General features: G+C 64.5%; 14 protein-coding genes. 5 read left to right on the forward strand and 9 right to left on the reverse strand.

All coding sequences use genetic code 11. The annotated features are described in order from the left end of the window. Nucleotides 1–50: 50 nt before the first annotated feature. From odhB to ACUXVA_RS05230, 3 genes are all read right to left on the reverse strand, one after another. Complete coding sequence (gene odhB / locus ACUXVA_RS05220) at nt 51–1,301, reverse strand: 2-oxoglutarate dehydrogenase complex dihydrolipoyllysine-residue succinyltransferase (protein WP_265081228.1); 1,251 nt, start codon at nt 1,299–1,301, stop codon at nt 51–53. 118 nt (nt 1,302–1,419) lie between these two features. Next, nucleotides 1,420–4,401: a 2-oxoglutarate dehydrogenase E1 component gene (locus tag ACUXVA_RS05225; protein WP_445491140.1), complete on the reverse strand. Its 2,982-nt coding sequence runs from the start codon at nt 4,399–4,401 to the stop codon at nt 1,420–1,422. A 157-nt stretch (nt 4,402–4,558) separates the two neighbouring features. Further along, entirely contained in the window at nt 4,559–5,164 is a 606-nt protein-coding gene (locus tag ACUXVA_RS05230) for a TetR/AcrR family transcriptional regulator (protein WP_265083503.1), read from the reverse strand. 308 nt (nt 5,165–5,472) lie between these two features. On the opposite strand from ACUXVA_RS05230, the gene ACUXVA_RS05235 reads away from it, so the two are divergent. From ACUXVA_RS05235 to ACUXVA_RS05245, 3 genes are all read left to right on the forward strand, one after another. Next, on the forward strand, nt 5,473–6,015 hold the full coding sequence (locus ACUXVA_RS05235; protein ID WP_265081226.1) for an OsmC family protein: 543 nt from the start codon (nt 5,473–5,475) through the stop codon (nt 6,013–6,015). A gap of 170 nt (nt 6,016–6,185) precedes the next feature. Further along, nucleotides 6,186–7,316, forward strand: coding sequence for an acyl-CoA dehydrogenase family protein (locus ACUXVA_RS05240; RefSeq protein ID WP_265081225.1), 1,131 nt, complete (start codon nt 6,186–6,188; stop codon nt 7,314–7,316). 61 nt (nt 7,317–7,377) lie between these two features. Beyond that, on the forward strand, nt 7,378–8,259 hold the full coding sequence (locus ACUXVA_RS05245; protein WP_265081224.1) for a sulfurtransferase: 882 nt from the start codon (nt 7,378–7,380) through the stop codon (nt 8,257–8,259). Between the two features lie 224 nt (nt 8,260–8,483). Here ACUXVA_RS05245 and sucD read toward each other — a convergent pair whose 3' ends face one another. From sucD to ACUXVA_RS05275, 6 genes are all read right to left on the reverse strand, one after another. Then, nucleotides 8,484–9,368 (reverse strand): succinate--CoA ligase subunit alpha, encoded by an 885-nt coding sequence (gene sucD / locus ACUXVA_RS05250; RefSeq protein WP_265081223.1) that lies wholly within the window; start codon nt 9,366–9,368, stop codon nt 8,484–8,486. 4 nt (nt 9,369–9,372) lie between these two features. Continuing rightward, nucleotides 9,373–10,569, reverse strand: a complete 1,197-nt coding sequence (sucC, locus tag ACUXVA_RS05255; protein WP_445491144.1) for an ADP-forming succinate--CoA ligase subunit beta — start codon at nt 10,567–10,569, stop codon at nt 9,373–9,375. 201 nt (nt 10,570–10,770) lie between these two features. After that, nucleotides 10,771–11,739: a malate dehydrogenase gene (gene mdh / locus ACUXVA_RS05260; protein ID WP_265081222.1), complete on the reverse strand. Its 969-nt coding sequence runs from the start codon at nt 11,737–11,739 to the stop codon at nt 10,771–10,773. 219 nt (nt 11,740–11,958) lie between these two features. After that, the gene (zapE, locus tag ACUXVA_RS05265) at nt 11,959–13,143 is read right to left on the reverse strand and encodes a cell division protein ZapE (protein WP_265081221.1); all 1,185 of its coding nucleotides are present in this window, start codon (nt 13,141–13,143) and stop codon (nt 11,959–11,961) included. Nucleotides 13,144–13,340: 197 nt separating this feature from the next. Further along, nucleotides 13,341–13,877: an RNA 2',3'-cyclic phosphodiesterase gene (thpR, locus tag ACUXVA_RS05270; RefSeq protein ID WP_265081220.1), complete on the reverse strand. Its 537-nt coding sequence runs from the start codon at nt 13,875–13,877 to the stop codon at nt 13,341–13,343. Nucleotides 13,878–14,080: 203 nt separating this feature from the next. Next, a complete protein-coding gene (locus tag ACUXVA_RS05275) occupies nt 14,081–14,701 on the reverse strand; it encodes an arylesterase (RefSeq protein ID WP_265081219.1) in 621 nt (206 codons plus the stop codon). 85 nt (nt 14,702–14,786) lie between these two features. On the opposite strand from ACUXVA_RS05275, the gene ACUXVA_RS05280 reads away from it, so the two are divergent. After that, on the forward strand, nt 14,787–15,497 hold the full coding sequence (locus ACUXVA_RS05280) for an ABC transporter ATP-binding protein (protein WP_265081218.1): 711 nt from the start codon (nt 14,787–14,789) through the stop codon (nt 15,495–15,497). Between the two features lies 1 nt (nt 15,498). Next, entirely contained in the window at nt 15,499–18,072 is a 2,574-nt protein-coding gene (locus ACUXVA_RS05285; RefSeq protein ID WP_265081217.1) for an ABC transporter permease, read from the forward strand. Nucleotides 18,073–18,347 lie beyond the last annotated feature (275 nt).

Consider the following 18,347-nt stretch of genomic DNA (forward strand, 5'->3'; position numbering starts at 1 on the left):
GGCAGGCGTGGATGGCCGGGGCAAGCCCGGCCATGACGCGATGGATTTGATCAGAGATCCAGAACGAGACGCGCGGGATCTTCCAGGCTTTCCTTGACGCGGACCAGGAACGTCACGGCTTCCTTGCCGTCGATCACGCGATGATCGTAGCTGAGCGCCAGATACATCATCGGGCGAATCTCGACCTTGCCGGCGATGGCGACCGGACGCTCCTGGATCTTGTGCATGCCGAGGATGGCGGACTGCGGCGCATTCAGGATCGGGGTCGACATCAGCGAACCGTAGATGCCGCCATTGGTGATGGTGAAGGTGCCGCCCTGCATTTCGTCGATCTTGAGCTGGCCGTCGCGGGCGCGTTTGCCGAAATCCGCGATGGTCTTCTCGATATCCGAAATCGACTTACTGTCGCAGTCGCGCACCACGGGGACCACGAGGCCCTTGTCGGTGCCGACGGCGACGCCGACGTGATAGTAGTTCTTGTAGATCAGGTCGGTGCCGTCGATCTCGGCATTCGCCGCCGGAATGTCCTTCAGCGCCTGCACGCAGGCCTTGGTGAAGAAGCCCATGAAGCCGAGCTTGGCGCCGTGCTTCTTCTCGAACACGTCCTTGTACTGGCTGCGCAGCGCCATGATGTGGCTCATGTCGACCTCGTTGAAGGTCGTGAGCATGGCGGCGGTGTTCTGCACATCCTTGAGGCGGCGCGCGATAGTCTGGCGCAGACGGGTCATCTTGACGCGCTCTTCGCGGGCGGCGTCATCGGCCGGCGACGGCGCGCGGACCTGCACGGCAGCGGCGGGCTGGTTGACCGGGGTCGGCGCGGAAGCCGCCTTCTCGATGGCGGCCAGCATGTCGCCCTTGGTGACGCGCCCGTCCTTGCCGGAGCCCGGCACGGTGGCTGCGTCGACGCCGCTCTCGGCAGAAATCTTGCGCACCGACGGGGCCAGCGGCGCATCGACCGGCGCGGACTTCTGGGCCGGCGCGGGTGCGGCAGCAGCCGGAGCCGCGGCAGGGGCCGGAGCGGCGGCCTTTGCGGGCGCAGCAGCAGGAGCGGCCTTGGCGCCGGCGGCGCCATCAGTGATCTGGCCGAGCAGCGCGCCGACGGCGACGGTCTCGCCATCCTTGGCGACGATCTCGCCGAGGATGCCGGCGGAGGGCGCCGGCACTTCGATCGTCACCTTGTCGGTTTCGAGTTCAACCAAGGGCTCGTCGACGGCCACGGAATCGCCGGCCTTCTTGAACCACTTGCCGATGGTGGCTTCGGTGACGGACTCGCCGAGCGTGGGAACACGAATTTCAGTCATTGTATCTTTCCTCTTGCGTCATGGCGGGGCTTGTCCGGCCATCCACGCCTGAATTCGATCGAGTGATGCGGGTGCGCGAATGCCCCGCTGACGCGGGGCATCGCCGAAATGCGGATGGTTAGCTCAGCGCCTCGTCGAGGAAGGCCTTGAGCTGCGCGAGATGCTTGGACATCAGGCCGGTGGCGGTGGCTGCAGACGCCGCACGCCCGGCGTAACGGGGACGCTTGTTGGTGGCGTTGACCTGGTTGAGCACCCATTCGAGATAGGGCTCGATGAAGTGCCACGCGCCCATGTTGCGCGGCTCTTCCTGACACCAGACGAATTCCGCACCCTTGAAACGGCTCAGTTCCTGCACCAGCGCCTTCAGCGGCACCGGATAGAGCTGCTCGAGGCGCAGCAGGTAGATGTCGTCGACGCCGCGTTTCTCGCGCTCCTCGTAGAGGTCGTAATAGACCTTGCCGGAGCACAGCACGACGCGACGGATCTTGGCGTCGGGCTGAAGCTTGATCTTCTCGTCCGGCAGCTTCTCTGCATCGTCGAACAGGATGCGGTGGAAGGTCGAGCCGGGGCCGAGCTCGTCGAGGGTCGAAACCGCACGCTTGTGGCGCAGCAGCGACTTCGGCGTCATCACGATCAGCGGCTTGCGGATCTCGCGCTTCGGCTGGCGACGCAGCACGTGGAAATAGTTCGCCGGCGTGGTGACGTTGACCACCTGCATGTTGTCTTCGGCGCACATCTGCAGGAAGCGCTCGAGGCGCGCGGAGGAATGCTCCGGACCCTGGCCTTCGTAGCCGTGGGGCAGCAGGCAGACCAGGCCGGACATGCGCAGCCACTTGCGTTCGCCCGAGGAGATGAACTGGTCGAACACCACCTGAGCGCCGTTGGCGAAGTCGCCGAACTGCGCTTCCCACATGGTCAGCGCCGTCGGCTCGGTCAGCGAATAGCCGTATTCGAAACCGAGCACCGCGACTTCGGACAGCAGCGAGTTGATGACTTCGTAGTGGCCCTGCTTCGGTCCGAGATGGTTGAACGGCGTGTAGCGACTTTCGTCTTCCTGATCAAACAGCACCGAGTGGCGCTGCGAGAAGGTGCCGCGCTCGGAGTCCTGGCCAGACAGGCGGACGTGGTGGCCCTCCTCCATCAACGAGCAGAACGCCAGCGCCTCGCCGGTTGCCCAATCGATGCCCGCGCCACTGTCAATGGTCTTGGCGCGGTTGTCGAGATAGCGCAGGACGGTGCGATGAGCGCGGAAGCCGTCGGGAACCTTGGTGATCTTCCTGCCGATATCCTTCAGCACATCAAGCTCAACGCCGGTCACGCCGCGGCGCGGATCCTCTTCCTGGTCGGCCGACTTGAAGCCTGCCCACTTGCCGTCGAGCCAGTCGGCCTTGTTCGGCTTGTAACCGGAGCCGGCTTCCAGCTCGGCGTCGAGACGGGCGCGCCAGTCGGCCTTGGCCTTCTCGATCTCGCCATCGGTCATCACGCCGTCGGCGACCAGCCGCTTGGAATAGATGTCCAGCGTCGACGGATGCGCGCCGATCTTCTTGTACATCACCGGCTGGGTGAAGCCCGGCTCGTCGCCTTCGTTATGGCCGTGGCGGCGATAGCAGAACATGTCGATGACGACAGGCTTGTGGAACTTCTGCCGGAATTCGATTGCGATCTTGGCGGCGAACACCACCGCTTCCGGATCGTCGCCGTTGACGTGGAAGATCGGCGCATCGATCATCTTCGCCACATCCGACGGATAGGGCGACGAGCGCGAGTAGCGCGGATAGGTGGTGAAGCCGATCTGGTTGTTGACGATGAAGTGGATCGAACCGCCGGTGCGGTAGCCCTTCAGGTCGGACAGCGCGAAGCATTCCGCAACCACGCCCTGGCCGGCGAACGCCGCGTCGCCATGCATCAGCAGCGGCAGCACCGAAATGCGCTGGTCCGGCGGATCGCCGTTCTGGTCCTGCTTGGCGCGCACCTTGCCGAGCACCACGGGATCGACGATCTCGAGATGCGATGGATTGGCAGTCAGCGACAGATGGATCTTGTTGTTGTCGAACTCGCGGTCGGACGACGCACCGAGGTGGTACTTGACGTCGCCGGAGCCTTCGACCTCGTCGGGATTGGCTGAGCCGCCCTTGAATTCATGGAACAGCGCGCGGTGCGGCTTGCCCATCACCTGGGTCAGCACGTTGAGGCGGCCGCGGTGCGGCATGCCAACCACGATGTCGCGGACGCCGAGATTGCCGCCGCGCTTGATGATCTGCTCGAGCGCCGGGATCAGCGACTCAGCACCGTCGAGACCGAAGCGCTTGGTGCCGGTGAACTTGACGTCGCAGAACTTCTCGAATCCTTCGGCCTCGACCAGCTTCATCAGGATGGCGCGACGGCCTTCGCGGGTGAAGCTGATTTCCTTGTCCGGCCCTTCGATGCGCTCCTGGATCCACGACTTCTGCGCGGGATTGGAGATGTGCATGAATTCGACGCCGAGCGTCTGGCAATAGGTGCGCTGGCAGATCGCGACGATCTCGCGCAGCGTGCCGTATTCAAGGCCGAGCACGTGATCGAGGAAGATCTTGCGGTCATAGTCCGCATCGCTGAAGCCATAGGAACGCGGATCGAGTTCCTCGTGGTCCTTCTGGCCCTCGATGCCTAGCGGATCGAGATTGGCATGGAAGTGGCCGCGCATGCGGTATGCGCGGATCAGCATCAGCGCGCGGACCGAATCGCGGGTCGCCTGGAAAATGTCCGGCGAGCCGGGCTCGGCGCTCTGCGCCTTGGCGCCGTCGGACTTGGCGGCACCAGCCTTGGCCGCGATCTTGGCGCCCATCGCCTTCTCGACCTGCGCCCAGTTGCCGTCGAGCGCGGAGGTGAGATCGTCACTCGGCGTCAGCGGCCAGTTGGCCTTTTCCCAGGACGGCCCCTGGGCATTCTTCTGCACGTCGGCAGGCGCGTCCTTCAGGCTCTTGAAAAACTCCTGCCACTCGGGATCGACCGAGGCGGGGTCCTTCTCAAAGCGGGCATAGAGTTCGTCGATGTAGGTAGCATTGGCTCCCTGCAAAAAGGAGGAGAGGGCAAATGCGGCATTCGCGTCCTGGCGAGACATGATTGCGTCCTGATGATGAGCGTCGCGCGGAAATAGGCCGATCAGTTTCCCGGCGGCCGGAGTGGCGGATCTTCTAACCTATTTAAGCCAAATATACCCGCCGAAAAGAGCGAAACTCTGAATAGAAATTCAACATCTTGTGCGAATGGGATCGGGGTTAGCGGACGGTAAAATTATCTTGTGTCGCCAACGCCTTGGTGGCGGAGCGCCGGGCGGATCTGCGGGGCGCCCGACCACAGGCTTCGTTCAACAGGGCATTGGCAGCGATGCCTGCCGAATCGGCAATCCCGGGGTCGCGGGTGACCATCGCGGCGACGATGGCGCCGTCCATCAGGATGCCGAGCTGGTGGGCGAGCGCGCCGGGATCGCCGGCGCCGGCGCCGCGAGCCAGACCGGCAATGTAATCGAGCACGAACGACTTGTGCTGCAGGGTGATCGCACGCAGCCGGGTCTCATCCTTGTCGTGCTCGCCCACCGCATTGATGAACACGCAGCCATAATAGTCTTCCTCGCTGAACCAGCTCTTCAGCACCGGGAAGATGGAGTCGAGCTTTGCCCGCGGAGAGCCGCCGACTTCGACGGCGGCGACGAACCAGTCACGCCAGATCCGGCTTTCGGACAGCAGGACGGCCTCGACGAGATCGCTCTTGGAGCCGAACAGCTTGTAAAGGGTGGTTTTCGCCGTCCCGGCTTCATGGACGATGGCGTCGATGCCGGTGGCGTTGATGCCGTGCTTGCAGAACAGCCGCGTCGCCGCCTGCATCAAGCGGTCGCGCGGCGTTACGCGCGGCACATCCGGGACGTCGGTGAACGCCTCAAGCGGGATCGCATCGGTCATATCCGTTCATATGACATGGCGTGCACACGGCGCAAGCAGCGTTCTCCCGCTGCGTAAAATAGGTGCTGGCTAACGCTCGACTGGCGCGTTTCACAGCAGCGACGGTCGCCCCGACCGCACCCCGGAATCTTAACCAATTGGAAATCAACGCCTATTTCGCGGACGCAGTCGTGGCACGCTTTCTGCAAAGCTACAGAACGTTCTGTATCTATTTGCCCAAGGGAGAAATCAACATGACTGCACTCGCCCCCAAAACCGTGCTGACCGGATGCCTCGCGCCCATCGACAAAGGCGGTCTCGAGCAACTGATCGCCAACGGCAAAGCCAATCCCAACGTCATCAAGACGCTGAAGTGCAAGACGGTGGCCGAGGGCAAGTTCCGCCACGCCAACTACATCCGCAACCTGCCGCCCTATATCGTCGACGAACCGCCGGCGCTGCTCGGCGACGATACTGCGCCGAACCCGTCGGAAGCCTCCCTGGCCGCGCTGGGTTCGTGCATTGCCGTCGGCCTGCACGCCAACGCTGTGCACCGCGGCTGGATCGTCAACAAGCTCGAACTGCAGCTCGAAGGCGACCTCAACATCACCGCGGTGTGGGGCACCGGCGATGTCAGCGAGAAGCCGGTCGGCTTCACCGACGTGCGCATCAAGGTCGACATGGAGTGCGAAGGCGTGCCGCAGGCCGAGATCGACGCGCTGATCGATCACGTCAAGAAATGGTCGCCGGTCGCCAACACCTTTACCCGGCCAGTCAATCTCGAAGTCTCTGCGTAACGCTGTCGACTTCGCCTCTCCCCGCTTGCGGGGAGAGCTCGGAGCCGAGCGACAGCGAGGCTACGGGTGAGGGAGAGCCGCTATCACCGCCCCGCCCCCTCGCTCGGCACGAAGGCCACCGGCCGCAGCCATGCGACCGCAACGTTCCTCTTCCCGTGACGGAGATGACGATGACCACCATGGCGGCCTTGCGAAAACCCGATGACCTTATTGAAGATACAGCCTCGCTCGCCGAGCGCGTGGCCGCTCTCGCGAGAACCGAGCTGGCGCCGATCGCTGCGGAGATCGATGACGGCAGCATCTATCCCGACCAGGCGCTGCGGAAGTTCGGCGAGATCGGCGCCTGGTCGGCGCATGACGATTTGCGCGCGACCATCGGTGGCATTTCCGCCATCGCCGAAACCTGCGGCGCCAGCGCCTTCATGGCGTGGTGCCAGGACACGCTGGTCTGGTACATCCTGAATTCCGACAACGCCGCGTTGAAAGCGAAGTATCTGAGCAAGGCCGCGAGCGGGACATTGCTCGGCGGCACCGGGCTGTCGAATCCGATGAAGAGCTTCTTCGGCATCGAGAAGCTCAAGCTGAAGGGCCGCCGCGTCGAAGGCGGCTATCAGGTGCGCGGCGCCCTGCCCTGGGTGTCCAATCTCGGCCCCGACCATATGTTCGGCACCATCTTCGAGACCGAGGACGACGGCGAGCAGGTCATGTTCCTCGTCAATTGCGCCGATCCCGGCGTCACGCTGACGCCCTGCAAACCCTTCCTGGCGATGGACGGCACCGGCACCTACGCCGTGCAATTGCGCGATGTGTTCATTCCCAACGACCAGGTGCTGGCCGCGCCGGCGATGCCTTTCGTCAAGAAGATCCGCGCCGGCTTCATCCTGATGCAGATGGGCATGGGGCTCGGGCTGGTACGCGACTGCGTCGCCATCATGCAGAGCGTCCAGCCCGCGCTGGCCCACGTCAATTGCTTCCTGCCGCAGCAGCCGGCGGATTTCGCCGCCGTCCTCGCCGGCATGGAGGCCGAGACCATGCAGCTCGCCGCCACGCCGTATGACACCAGCAACGCCTACTGGCGCCAGGTGGTCGACCTGCGGCTGCGCGGCGGCGATGCCGCGGTCGCCGCGGCGCATGCCGCGATGCTGCATTGTGGCGCGCGCGGCTATCTGAAATCGCACCGCGCCCAGCGCCGGCTGCGCGAAGCCTACTTCGTGGCGATCGTCACCCCCGCCACCAAGCAACTCAGAAAAATGCTCGCAGACAATGCGCGCGAACACCCGGGAGAGACCCAAGGCGCTTGATCCACCTCACGGCACGACGGTCCTAATTCGGCAGAACATCAACCCAGTGGAGGCTTTGCTAATGGCTGAAATCCTGATTTCCGCAGATGAACTCGCGACGTTCATGAAGTCCGATCCCTGCGTCATCATCGACACCCGCAACCCCGATGCCTACGCCGCGGGCCATATCCCGGGCGCCGTCAATCTGCATGAGATCTTTACCTTTCTCGCGACCTCCACGCCGGAAGGCATGGACGAGCTGAAGAAGAAGTTCGCCGACGCCTTTGGCGGCGCCGGCCTGTCGGGCTCCGAGACCGCGGTGATCTACGAGCAGTCGATGAATTCCGGCTTCGGCCAGTCCTGCCGCGGCTATTTCCTGCTCGAGTTCCTGGGCTATCCAAAGATCAAGGTGCTGCACGGCGGCTACGACGCCTGGACTGCCAAGGGCCTGCCGACCACCACCGAGGTGCCGACGCCGAAGCCAGCCTCGTTCACGGTCAAGCCCGAGGCTGGCTCGATCCTGATCGACGCTGCCACCATGATGGCAGCGCTCGACAACCCCTCGATCGCGCTGCTCGACGTGCGCGACGTCGATGAATGGATCGGTGAGAGCTCGTCGCCTTATGGCAAGGACTTCTGCCCGCGGATGGGCCGCATCCCCGGCGCCGTCTGGATCGAATGGTATCGCATGATGAAGCCAACCGGCGAAGGCCCGCGCTTCAAGTCGAAGAACGAGATCCTGGCCGAATGCGCCACTGTCGGCATCACGCCGGCGAGCACGGTGTATCTCTACTGCTTCAAGGGCGCGCGTGCATCGAACACATTCCTGGCGCTGAAGAACGCCGGCGTCGCCGACGTCAGGATGTATTTCGGCTCGTGGAACGAATGGTCGCGCGACAACAAGTATCCGATCGAGGAGGGGCTTCCGACAGTTGGCGAGAAGCAGCTGCAGGCGGCGGAGTAAGCTACTACCCTCTCTTGTCCCGGACGCGGTGCGGCATTCTTATGCCGCTCCGCAGATCCGGGACCCATCATCTCATCGCCCGGAAGTGTGAGCCCGGATCTGCGGCGCACCACCATCGCTGCGCGATGGCAGCGCACCGCGTCCAGGGAACGAAACACATCTACAAATCAAAAGGCCCGCTCTTTCGAGCGGGCCTTTCATTTTGATACCGGCCGCCGAAGCGACTAGCCCTTCAGCAATTCCACCAGCGTGGTGCCGAGGCGCGCCGGGGACGGCGACACCGCGAAGCCAGCGGACTTCATTGCCGCGATCTTCGACTGCGCATCGCCCTTGCCGCCCGACACGATGGCGCCAGCATGACCCATGCGACGGCCGGGAGGTGCGGTGACGCCGCCGATGAAGCCGACGATGGGCTTCTTGCGACCGCGCTTGGCTTCGTCCTTGATGAACTGCGCGGCGTCTTCTTCCGCCGAGCCGCCGATCTCGCCGATCATGATGATCGAGTGGGTGGCGTCGTCGGCGAGGAACATCTCGAGGATGTCGATGAACTCGGTGCCCTTGACCGGATCGCCGCCGATGCCGACCGCCGAGGTCTGGCCGAGGCCGGCCATGGTGGTCTGGAATACCGCTTCATAGGTCAGCGTGCCGGAGCGCGACAGGATGCCGACATTGCCGGGCTTGAAGATGTTGGCCGGCATGATGCCGATCTTCGATTCGCCGGCGGTGACGACGCCCGGGCAGTTCGGCCCGATCAGGCGCGATTTGGAGCCGGACAGCGAACGCTTGACGCGCACCATGTCGAGCACCGGGATGCCTTCGGTGATGCAGACGATCAGCGGGATTTCCGCGTCGATGGCTTCGCAGATGGCATCGGCGGCGCCCGGCGGCGGCACGTAGATCACCGAGGCGTCGGCGCCGGTCTTGTCGCGCGCTTCGGCCACGGTGTCGAACACCGGCAGGTTGAGATGGGTGGAGCCGCCTTTGCCCGGCGAGGTGCCGCCGACCATCTTGGTCCCGTACAGGATCGCCTGCTCGGAATGGAAGGTGCCGTTCTTGCCGGTGAAGCCCTGGCAGATGACCTTGGTGTTCTTGTCGATGAGGACTGACATCGGCTTACTTTCCCTTCACGGCGTTGACGATTTTTTGCGCGGCATCGTCGAGGTCGTCGGCGGGCAGCACGTTCAGGCCGGATTCACGAATGATCTTCTTGCCTTCCTCGACATTGGTGCCTTCGAGGCGGACCACGAGAGGCACCTTGAGGCCGACGGTCTTCACCGCGGCGACGACGCCGGCGGCGATGATGTCGCACTTCATGATGCCGCCGAAGATGTTGACCAGGATGCCCTTCACGCTGGGATCGGAGGTGATGATCTTGAACGCCGCGGTCACCTTCTCCTCGGTGGCACCGCCACCGACGTCGAGGAAGTTGGCCGGGCTTTCGCCGTACAGCTTGATGATGTCGAGGGTGGCCATGGCGAGGCCGGCGCCGTTGACCATGCAGCCGATGGTGCCGTCGAGCGCGATGTAAGCGAGGTCGTATTTCGACGCCTCGATTTCCTTGGCGTCTTCCTCGGAGGTGTCACGCAGCGCGACGATCTCAGGATGGCGATACAGCGCGTTGCTGTCGAACGACATCTTGGCGTCGAGGCACTTCAATTCGCCGGTCTTGGACACGATCAGCGGATTGATCTCCAGCATGTCCATGTCCTTGGCGATGAACGCGGTATAGAGCTGGGTGATCAGCTTCTCTGCCTGCTTGGCGAGATCGCCCTTCAGCCCGAGCGCCTGCGCCACGGTGCGGCCGTGATGCGGCATCACGCCGGTAGCCGGATCGACCGAGAAGGTGATGATCTTCTCAGGGCTGTCGTGGGCGACGTCCTCGATGGACATGCCGCCTTCGGTGGAAACCACGAAGGCGACCCGCGAGGTCTCGCGATCGACCAGCAGCGACAGGTAGAATTCCTTCTCGATGTCGGAGCCGTCCTCGATGTAGAGGCGGTTGACTTGCTTGCCGGCGGGGCCGGTCTGCACGGTCACCAGCGTCGCGCCGAGCATTTCCTTGGCGAACTGGTTGACCTCCTCGATCGACTTGGCGAGGCGAACGCCGCCCTTGTCGCCGGCGGAGGCTTCCTTGAACTTGCCCTTGCCGCGGCCGCCGGCATGGATCTGGCTCTTCACCACCCAGATCGGACCGCCGAGCTGCTTGGCGGCCACGTCGGAATCTTCGGCGCGCAGGATCGGCACCCCCTTTGAGACGGGCACGCCGAAATCCTTCAGCACGGCCTTCGCCTGATATTCATGAATGTTCATATAGTTGCTCCCGAACCTCGGTGTGAACTTGGAATGGATGCCACCCGTCAACTGGCATACCGTATACCACGGATGCAGCGAGTCAAAAGGCGGCGAAACTCGATTGCGAAACGGTTGGCAGCCCAGGTTCGCGAAAATGGCGGCCAGCAACCCCAGATGCAGAACCGGCACCCAAGGGGTGCCGGTTTATCTCGTTGAAACTTAGCCGCCGAGCAGGTCCGGCGCGATCTTCTTGCAGGCATCGACCAGGCCCTGCACCGAGGCGACCGACTTGTCGAAGCCTTCGCGGTCCTTGCCGACCAGCTCGATCTCGACGATGCGCTCGACGCCCTTAGCACCGATCACCACGGGAACGCCGACATACATGTCCTTCACGCCGTATTCGCCGTTGAGATAGGCGGCGCAGGGCAGCACGCGCTTCTTGTCGCGCAGGTAGCTCTCGGCCATGGCGATGGCCGACGCGGCGGGGGCGTAGAACGCCGAGCCGGTCTTCAGCAGGTTGACGATCTCGGCGCCGCCGTTGCGGGTGCGGTCGACGATCTCGTCGAGGCGGGCCTGCGAGGTCCAGCCCATCTTGATCAGGTCGGGCAGCGGAATGCCGGCCACCGTCGAATACTTCACCAGCGGCACCATGGTGTCGCCGTGGCCGCCGAGCACGAAGGCAGTGACGTCTTCCACGGAGACGTTGAACTCATCGGCGAGGAACAGGCGGAAGCGCGACGAATCCAGCACGCCGGCCATGCCGACGACCTTCTTGGCGGGCAGGCCGCAGGACTTCTGCAGCGCCCAAACCATGGCATCGAGCGGGTTGGTGATGCAGATGACGAAGGCGTCGGGGGCATATTTCTTGATGCCGGCGCCGACCTGCTCCATGACCTTCAGATTGATGCTGAGCAGGTCATCGCGGCTCATGCCGGGCTTGCGCGGCACGCCGGCGGTGACGATCACGACGCTGGCGCCCTCGATCGCTTCATAGGAATTGGCGCCGGTGAACTTGGCGTCGAAGCCGTCGACCGGCGAAGACTGCGCGATATCCAGCGACTTGCCCTGCGGCACGCCCTCGGCGATGTCGAACATCACCACGTCGCCCAGTTCTTTCAGGCCGATGAGGTGAGCAAGCGTTCCGCCGATCTGGCCGGAGCCAATCAATGCAATCTTGTCGCGCGCCATGAGAAATCTGTCCTTTGAGCCCGGATGGGGAGGGAGGAGGAATTGCTGGTGGCTGGTTATCCCTTTCGCAGGAACCGTTCAAGTCGCGGCCAGCTCAATAATTGGCCGTACAGGACCGGCGACCAACCGCGCCGGGCTGCATTGCAATTTTGGGCGGCCCATCCTGCCATTCCGGGGCGAGAGCAGCGCCAACTGCGAGCGAACCCGGAAGACAGGGGGTTAGGTCTCGACCAGCCCGCTGCTGGAACCGCTGGCAGTGGAATCCTTGCGGCCATGCGGCAGAGCCAGGTAAGATTCCGACCCCATCTCGATCAGCCGCGAGGCGGTGCGCTGGAACTCCATCGCCTCAAAGCCATCGGTCGCCTGATAGAGCGACTGTGGCTCGCCCGCCGCCGAGGCCATCAGCTTCACGGCATTGTCGTACAAGGTGTCGATCAGCGCGATGAAGCGCTTGGCGGCGTTGCGGTCGCCATAGTCCATCATCGGAACCCGGTCGATGAAGATGGTGTGGTAATCATGCGCCAGCCGCAGGTAGTCCGACGCGCCGAGCGGCTTTTCGCACAAATCGGCAAAGCTGAACCGCGCCACGCCCTGGGCGGCGCGCGGCACATGCAGCACGCGGCCCTTGATCGAAATGTCATGGGCGTGGCCCGGCGCGCCGCCGGTGAGCTTCGCCCAGGCCTGGTCGAGCGCGGCCTCCGCGGCGCGATCCGCCGGCACCAGCCAGGTCTTTATGCCGGCCAGTTTCTCGAGCCGGAAATCGGTGCGCGAGTCGAGCCGGATCACATTCATATGGGCTTCGATCTGCTTGATGAACGGCAGGAACAGCGCGCGGTTGAGACCGCCCTTGTAGAGATCGACCGGCTCGACGTTGGAGGTAGCAAATACCACCGTGCCGAGTTCGAACAGCCGCGAGAACAGCCGCCCCAGGATCATCGCATCGGCGATGTCGGTGACGTGGAATTCGTCGAAGCACAGCAGCCAGGCCTCGTCGAAGATCGAATTCGCCGTCAGCGCGATGACGTCGCCATCGGGCAGCTCGCCGCGCGCGATCTTCTCGCGGAAACCATAGATCCGCTCATGCACGTCTGCCATGAATTCGTGAAAATGCGCGCGGCGCTTGTGCTGGACGTCGCTGCTGTCGAAGAACAGATCCATCAGCATCGTCTTGCCGCGGCCGACTTCGCCGTGAACGTAGAGACCATCAGGCGGTCCGCCGTTCTTGTCGGCGAACAGGCGGCCGAGAAAGCTCTGCTTGCGCAGCGGCGTGTAGCCGGACAGCGATTCGTCGAAGGCCGCGATGGTCTCCACCGCAGCCGCCTGCGCCGGATCCGCCTCGATGGCGCCGGAGGAAACGAGAGCCTGGTATTGCTGGCGGAATGAACTGGGCGGGGCAGACGACATGGCGCCTAACGGCCCCACGCCGCCGCAAAATGCAAGATGCGAATTGGGAGGGGGGATATGCGCTGTCTATCGCCCACACTCGGCTGTCATCCCCGCGCATGCGGGGATCCAGTAAACGCTGTCGCATCGGCTCTATCACCGCGCACTGCGTATACTGGGTCACCCGGTCAAGCCGGGTGACGACAGCCTTACACCCTCTACGCACTCAGCGCGTAGGCATCCTCCACCACATAGGGCCCGCCGCCGGTGGAGGCGCGCGACGAGAACAGCACGAAGCGTTGCGCCTTGAAGGTCTTGGTGGGGAAATAGCCGCGCACCGAGAGATAATCGGCGACGTCCTGGTTGGAGGCGTCGCGCAACCGCGCCAACGTCACGTGCGGGATGAATTTGCGGCCCTCGGGATCGAGCCCGCATTTGCGGATCAACCGTTCGAGTTCGGCCTGCAACTCGATCAGCGGCCGGCTTGGCACCACCTGCGCCACCACCGCGCGCGGCTTCTTGCCGCCGAAGCTGGACAGCCCTTGCAGAGCGACATCGAACGGCTTGCGGTTGACCCGGTCCAGCAGCGAGGCGATTTCATTCGCCGCAATGCCGTCGATGTCGCCGATGAAGCGCAGGGTGACGTGATAGTTCTCGGGGTCGATCCAGCGTGCGCCGGGGAGGCCGCCACGCAAATTGGAGAGGGTCTGGCCGATCTCGGCCGGTATTTCCAGTCCGGTGAACAAACGCGGCATTGTAAGCTCCTCAATGCAGGGGCGCGATCTTCGCCGAAGAGTGGCTTGCACTTCTCGGCGAAGATCATGCCCGAACAAAAGGGCCGGTGACGAATCACCGATGGCTTTTTTTAGCGTAGTTATGTGACTCTGCGAAGCATCGGACTCCGGATCGGATCGTCGCTCCGGGGAAATCTCCTGTTAAGGTTGAGGCTGCCTGCTTTTCAACTGCGTTGCCCAACGATAGTGCCGAGAAATGCCTCGACGCTGGGCAGGATTTTCTGGACGATCACGTCGACGCCCTCGGCGGTCGGATGCAGGCCATCCTCGAGTTTCAGCTTGGCGTTGTCGACCACGCCGTCGAGAAAGAATGGGTACAGCGGCACGGCGAACTGCTTCGCCAGGTCCGGATAGATCGAATTGAACTTCTCCGCGTAATCGGCGCCGTAATTGGGCGGAGCCAGCATGCCGCACAGCAGGACTGGAATTTTCCGCGCCTGCAGGCGCTGGATGATTTCCGTCAGCGCGGCACGAGGCACCTTGGGGTCGGTACCGCGCAGAGCGTCGTTGGCACCCAGTTCGAGGATCACGCCCTCGGTGCCATCAGGGACCGACCAGTCAAGCCGGCCAAGCCCGCCCGAGGTGGTGTCGCCGGACACCCCCGCATTGCCGATTTCGGTCGCTATCCCCTTGTCCTTGAGGGCTTTTTGCAGCCGGGCGGGGAACGCGGCCGGCCCCGGAAGCAGGTAGCCCGCGCTGAGGGAATCGCCGAGCACCACCAGCTTGACCGGCTTCGCGGCGTCGACCGCGGCCGGCTGCGCCGATGCGGGCGTCGCCGCGACCATGGACGTCATGCTGAACGCCAGCAGGCACAGAAACGTGCGCGCCAGCCCCTCGACCGCCGCAAAGGAAGTGCCATATGAAGCCCGCATGGACAGTATCATCGAAGCCTCATCACTGGCCGGACTTGGTCCGGACACCATTTCCATTTCGAACGTCAACCTCTCGCTCGGCAGCGGCGCGGCGCGGGTTCATATCCTCAAGGATATCAGCCTGCGCGTGGGCTCGGGCGAAGCGATCGGCCTGATCGGGCCGTCGGGATCCGGCAAATCCACCCTGCTGATGGTGATGGCCGGCCTCGAACGTCCTGACAGCGGACAGGTGGTGGTCAACGGTACCGCATTCAATGATCTGGACGAGGACGGCCTCGCACGGTTTCGTGGTCGCCATGTCGGCATCGTCTTCCAGTCCTTCCATCTGATCCCGACCATGACCGCGCTGGAAAACGTCGCGGTGCCCTTGGAACTCGCCGGTCGCGCTGACGCCACTGAGCGCGCCGCGCGCGAGCTGACCTCCGTGGGCCTCGGTGCGCGATTGCATCACTATCCCACGCAGCTGTCCGGCGGCGAGCAGCAGCGCGTGGCGCTGGCCCGCGCGCTGGCGCCGGATCCCGCCATCCTGGTGGCCGACGAGCCGACCGGCAATCTCGACGAGAGCACCGGCAAGCAGATCGTCGACCTGCTGTTCGCACAGCATGCCGAGCGCGGCATGACGCTGGTGCTGGTGACCCATGACACCGCGCTGGCGCAACGCTGCGACCGGGTAGTGCGACTGCGGTCCGGCCGGATCGAGACGGCCTGACATGACCATCGCCATTGAGACCATTCCCGCCAGCCGCGGCCCGTCGCTGGCGCTGCGCTACGCCTTGCGCGAAATGCGCGGCGGGCTGTCCGGCTTCTACGTGTTCGTGGCCTGCATCGCGCTCGGCGTGATGGCAATTGCCGGCGTCGGTTCGGTGGCGGCCTCCCTCAGCGAAGGGCTGGCGCGCGAGGGCCGCACCCTGCTCGGCGGCGATGCCGCCTTCGCGCTGATCCAGCGCGAAGCCAAGCCTGACGAACTGGCCTGGCTCAACGCCCGCGGCAAGGTCTCGGTGGCCGCAACGCTGCGCGCCATGGCGAAAGCGCCCGATGGCCGTCTTGGCCTCGTCGAGCTGAAGGCGGTCGACGACACCTATCCCATGCTTGGCCAGCTCACGCTGGCCCCCGACATGCCGGTCGGCGACCTGCTGGCCGAACGCGACGGCGCCTACGGCGCTGCCGCCGACGCCACGTTGCTGGCGCGGCTCGACCTCAAGGTCGGCGATCGCGTCAGCATCGGCAATGCCAGCTTCGCGATTCGCAGCGTCATCAGCGCCGAGCCGGACAAGCTGTCCGGCGGCGTCGGCTTCGGTCCGCGCTTCCTGATCAGCGAGGCGGCGCTGCGCGCCACCGGCGCGCTGCAGCCCGGCAGCCTGGTACGCTGGACCTATCGCGTCCGGCTGCCCGACGCCGCCGCCAGCAGCGGCGCGGCCAATGCGCTGGCCGACGACGCGCGAAAGGCGCTTCCGCAGGCCGGCTGGGAGATCCGCACCCGCGACAATGCCTCGCCGCAGCTCGAGCGCACCATCACCCGCTTCACCCAGTTCCTGACCTTGGTCGGCCTTGCCGCGCTGCTGGTCGGCGGCGTCGGCGTCGCCAATGCAGTGAAGAGCCATATCGACCGCCGGCGCGACGTGATCGCCTCGTTCAAGGCGCTCGGCGCCACCGGCCGGGATGTGTTCGCGATCTATCTCACCCAGGTGCTGGTGCTCGCCGGCGTCGGATCGCTGATCGGCCTCGCACTCGGCGCGGCGCTTCCGTTCGCCATCGTCGGCCTGTTCGGCAGCCTGCTGCCGCTGCCGGTGGTGCCCGCGGTGCATCCCGGCGAACTGGCGCTGTCGCTGCTGTACGGCCTGCTGACCGCGCTGGCCTTCGGGCTGTGGCCGCTGGCCCGCGTGCATGAAGTGCCGGTAGCCGCCTTGTTCCGCGACGTCGCCAGCAGCGAGGGCCACCGGCCGCGGCCGCGTTACCTCGCATGGATGGCGCTGGTGATCGCGCTGCTGATCGCCGTGGTGATTGGCCTCGCTTATGACAAGCGCGTCGCGGCGGTGTTCGTGGTCTCCTCGATCGTGGTGTTCGGCCTGCTGCGCGGCATCGCCTCCGCCCTGATGGCGCTGGCACGCCGGCTGCCGCGTCCGCGAATCACCATGCTGCGGCTGGCGATCGCCAATATCTACCGGCCCGGCGCGCTGACGCCCTCGGTGGTGATGTCGCTGGGTCTTGGCCTGACCGTGCTGGTGACCATCACCCAGATCGACGGCAATCTGCGCCGCCAGTTCATGGCGGCGCTGCCGGAGAGAGCGCCGTCGTTCTTCTTCATCGACATCCCCTCCACCGAGGCCGACCGCTTCAGCGCCTTCCTAGCGGACAAGGCGCCGGGATCGACCGTCGAGGACGTGCCGATGCTGCGCGGCCGGATCGTGTCGGCGCGCGGCGTCAAGGCCGAGGACCTCAAGCCGTCGTCGGACGCCGAATGGGTGCTGCAGAGCGACCGCGGCCTCAGCTACACCGGCGAGGTGCCCAAGGGCTCGAAAGTGGTCGAGGGCCAATGGTGGGCGCCGGACTACAACGGCCCGCCGCTGGTGTCGTTCGAGAAGAAGCTGGCCGACGGGCTCGGACTCAAGATCGGCGACCCCGTGGTGGTCAACGTGCTCGGCCGCGACATCTCCGCGACCATCAGCAACATGCGGACGGTGGACTGGCAGAGCCTCGGCATAAACTTCGTGCTGGTGTTCTCGCCCAACACGTTTCGCGGCGCGCCGCACACCCACATCGCCACCCTGACCGACGCCCATGGCGCCGACCCCGCCAAGGATGCCGGGCTCGTCAAGGCCGTGGCCGACGCGTTCCCAATGATCACCAGCGTGCGGGTCCGCGAGGCGCTCGACACCATCGGCAACGTCGTCACCAACCTGACGCTGGCGATTCGCGGCGCCAGCGCGGTCACGCTGCTGTCGGCGATTTTGGTGCTTGGCGGCGCACTGGCTGCCGGCCACCGTCACCGCGTCTATGACGCGGTGATTCTGAAGACCCTCGGCGCGACCCGGGTCCGGCTGCTCGGCGCCTACGCGCTGGAATACCTGATGATCGGCCTGGCCACCGCGGTGTTCGGCGTGCTCGCCGGTTCGGTCGCAGCCTGGATGATTGTGACACGACTGATGACGCTGAGCTTCGTCTGGCAGGCCGGCAGCGCCGCCGGTGTGGTTCTGGCCGCGCTTATTGTCACAGTGGGCCTCGGCCTTGCCGGCACGCTGGTCGCGCTTAATCAGAAGCCGGCAACGGTCCTGAGGAATTTGTGACCCGTTTTGGCACGGATCGCCCTTCATCCGGCTGGTTTCGGGTGAATTCTCTATAGAGTCAGGGCTTCGCGGGCTGGCTGGCCGGTAACCTTGCTGGCGCGCGGGCCCTCTGGAGCGACATTCCGCCACGCGTGGAAGCTTGCGCGAAATGTGTTAGTTTACCACATACCAGATTGGGTCAGACGCCGGATCGATTGCTGAAAATTAATAGCAGCGAGAACGGTATCTGGGATAGATTTCGTGCCGACAGTGCAAACCCTTTGCACGCTGCCGGA

Source organism: Rhodopseudomonas sp. RCAM05734, from assembly GCF_052658035.1.

What these genes read in the sequence shown, in the direction of transcription:
- thpR (WP_265081220.1), bottom strand. Translation starts at nt 13,877, where the DNA reads ATGCCGCGTTTGTTCACCGGACTGGAAATACCGGCCGAGATCGGCCAG.
- mdh (WP_265081222.1), bottom strand. Translation starts at nt 11,739, where the DNA reads ATGGCGCGCGACAAGATTGCATTGATTGGCTCCGGCCAGATCGGCGGA.
- ACUXVA_RS05285 (WP_265081217.1), top strand. Translation starts at nt 15,499, where the DNA reads ATGACCATCGCCATTGAGACCATTCCCGCCAGCCGCGGCCCGTCGCTG.
- ACUXVA_RS05275 (WP_265081219.1), bottom strand. Translation starts at nt 14,701, where the DNA reads ATGGTCGCGGCGACGCCCGCATCGGCGCAGCCGGCCGCGGTCGACGCC.
- zapE (WP_265081221.1), bottom strand. Translation starts at nt 13,143, where the DNA reads ATGTCGTCTGCCCCGCCCAGTTCATTCCGCCAGCAATACCAGGCTCTC.
- ACUXVA_RS05240 (WP_265081225.1), top strand. Translation starts at nt 6,186, where the DNA reads ATGACCACCATGGCGGCCTTGCGAAAACCCGATGACCTTATTGAAGAT.
- sucD (WP_265081223.1), bottom strand. Translation starts at nt 9,368, where the DNA reads ATGTCAGTCCTCATCGACAAGAACACCAAGGTCATCTGCCAGGGCTTC.
- ACUXVA_RS05225 (WP_445491140.1), bottom strand. Translation starts at nt 4,401, where the DNA reads ATGTCTCGCCAGGACGCGAATGCCGCATTTGCCCTCTCCTCCTTTTTG.
- ACUXVA_RS05230 (WP_265083503.1), bottom strand. Translation starts at nt 5,164, where the DNA reads ATGCAGGCGGCGACGCGGCTGTTCTGCAAGCACGGCATCAACGCCACC.
- ACUXVA_RS05235 (WP_265081226.1), top strand. Translation starts at nt 5,473, where the DNA reads ATGACTGCACTCGCCCCCAAAACCGTGCTGACCGGATGCCTCGCGCCC.
- odhB (WP_265081228.1), bottom strand. Translation starts at nt 1,301, where the DNA reads ATGACTGAAATTCGTGTTCCCACGCTCGGCGAGTCCGTCACCGAAGCC.
- sucC (WP_445491144.1), bottom strand. Translation starts at nt 10,569, where the DNA reads ATGAACATTCATGAATATCAGGCGAAGGCCGTGCTGAAGGATTTCGGC.
- ACUXVA_RS05245 (WP_265081224.1), top strand. Translation starts at nt 7,378, where the DNA reads ATGGCTGAAATCCTGATTTCCGCAGATGAACTCGCGACGTTCATGAAG.
- ACUXVA_RS05280 (WP_265081218.1), top strand. Translation starts at nt 14,787, where the DNA reads ATGGACAGTATCATCGAAGCCTCATCACTGGCCGGACTTGGTCCGGAC.